Here is a 1920-nt window from a genome sequence, read left to right on the forward strand (position 1 = left end):
TTGAGGCTCTGAGGCTAACTCAATGTGTGACGAAATCACATTGGATATATTGGTTGTCTTTTAACAGACAACAAAAAAGCCCACATTTCTGTGAGCTTCATATCTAGTGGATTACCATAACTTCGTCCACTATAACAGAAATATATCAAAGTAAACCCTGACTTTCAAGCCCCTATGATGCGACTTCTGAATTTATACTTTGTTGCTAATCTAACTACCTCTAGCATTTTATCTCTAGCAACCGAAAATTCAGATATATCAAGATTTCTAGCAATAGTCTTTTCTGTCTTAAATTCAACATAAAACATGATTACAACCTTAAGCCATCTTTGAACCTTGTTATTCTCATTTTTCATTAAGGTCACCAGCATATCGCTTACCGCATCTGCATGAGCGTCATTAATCTTACAACGTGGCGCAACTCTCTCTCGCTTATCAACGCACACCCCATTCGCTGTATCAATCAAATGACCTAAGACACTTGAGGCGCCCAAGCTCACATAGTTTTCATCAAGCAGTAGCCAAGAACCATATTGCTCTAAGTGCCACTCAATTGGATTTTCTGCCCAGTTAATTGCAACTGAGAAATGTTTTCTATTTGCTACTGCGTTCATAATTGCCCCTTAACCTAATACTCTTACTGCCACTATTGCTGCTAAAAACATGCCCACTACAACGATAAAGAAAACCAAATCCAGTACTGCACCATCATGAATTTTTACGCCCATCATGAAAATGAACAGGAAGAAAGCTAAGATCCATTGCATTAACCCATCCCCCAAATCAACATACCTGCATCACGCTGTTCTTGATTCGTTCGACCTTGCCAGCCAGTGATGCGATTAAATTCTTCTGAATTCTTTTTGGTTTTAGTTGGTCTTACCAACACCACCGCCAAGCCCAATGATTCAGCCATTTCTACGAGTAATTTTCCTGTCGCATGGTTCTCACCTACATTCTTGGCAATTCGCTCTCCTGCACGCTTAGATTGACCAATACGACTATGTAGATTTGATTTTTTATTCATCCACCCTGCCTCGATCACCACTTTCTTGATCTGATCCTGGTGACTGCGGAATAGCTCAACAGTTTCAGCAAAGGTTAAATTCTTCAGCTCGAATGACTGTCCTAAGACAGCCACTCCCGATTTTTCTAAGTCTGGATCAATGCCGATGATGAGGGGTTTAGGAATTTGCATTTAACCCCCAATCAATTTGGTTAATGGCTCTTTAAACCACCAAGCCAAAAGCAAGATAGTCAAACAGATATATGAAATCGATTCACTATTCATGCTTCACCAACCCTTTCCAAAATTGTCTTAATGGCCTTGATTGTCATTTCGTGATCATCCTTTGGCACAATAAACAGACTTGAAATCGACCAGCATTTAAATTGATATTTCCTTGCCTGTTTTTCGTGGTGTTTACAGCGACGATCTAACTCTTCATTAAATAAAAGCAACTCTGCATGTTCTTGCTGAAGTTCTTTAAGTGTCATGTTTAGATAATCACTCATGCGCACCTCGTAAGGCTTTTTCCAAATCTCGAATAATGTAATCCGTTACAACTCGAACACCTTTGTCGTACAGATCCATTTCTTTAAAGTTGGTCATTGATTCTTTTAGATCAATCAATACCTGCTCAACTGCTTTAACTTTTTTACGTTCAAGTAAATACAGGTCTTCGATTGATTCGCTAACCATCTTGTATTCATCAACCTCAGCCTGTCGGGATTGCCATGCCCATTTTGCACCCTGATAATATTTATCCTGCAAACCCTCTTTGTAGAGTGGATTATGTCCACAAATAGCTTCCTCAAACTTATCCATGACGTTCTGCCTCCAAAATGGCTTCAGGTATATTTTGTTTTAATTCATAGGTCCCTAAATACTCACCTTCACCAAGCGATCTCTGAGCCATT

The 1920-nt window shown here is 39.4% G+C and carries 5 protein-coding genes; all 5 read right to left on the reverse strand.

Going from position 1 to position 1920, the window contains the following annotated elements; translation table 11 throughout:
- Positions 1-164 precede the first annotated feature (164 nt).
- The gene (locus tag ACG9ZL_RS20825) at positions 165-614 is read right to left on the reverse strand and encodes a hypothetical protein (protein WP_419361755.1); all 450 of its coding nucleotides are present in this window, start codon (positions 612-614) and stop codon (positions 165-167) included.
- Between the two features lie 9 nt (positions 615-623).
- Positions 624-767 (reverse strand): hypothetical protein, encoded by a 144-nt coding sequence (locus ACG9ZL_RS20830; protein ID WP_419310683.1) that lies wholly within the window; start codon positions 765-767, stop codon positions 624-626.
- A complete protein-coding gene (locus tag ACG9ZL_RS20835) occupies positions 767-1198 on the reverse strand; it encodes a RuvC family protein (protein WP_419361758.1) in 432 nt (143 codons plus the stop codon). The genes ACG9ZL_RS20830 and ACG9ZL_RS20835 overlap by 1 nt, the downstream gene beginning before the upstream one ends.
- An 89-nt stretch (positions 1199-1287) precedes the next feature.
- Positions 1288-1515, reverse strand: coding sequence for a hypothetical protein (locus ACG9ZL_RS20840; RefSeq protein WP_419361761.1), 228 nt, complete (start codon positions 1513-1515; stop codon positions 1288-1290).
- Entirely contained in the window at positions 1508-1828 is a 321-nt protein-coding gene (locus tag ACG9ZL_RS20845) for a hypothetical protein (RefSeq protein ID WP_419361764.1), read from the reverse strand. Before ACG9ZL_RS20845 ends, ACG9ZL_RS20840 begins: the two co-directional genes overlap by 8 nt.
- Positions 1829-1920 lie beyond the last annotated feature (92 nt).

The organism is Acinetobacter legionensis (assembly GCF_048551735.1).
Lineage (GTDB): Bacteria > Pseudomonadota > Gammaproteobacteria > Pseudomonadales > Moraxellaceae > Acinetobacter.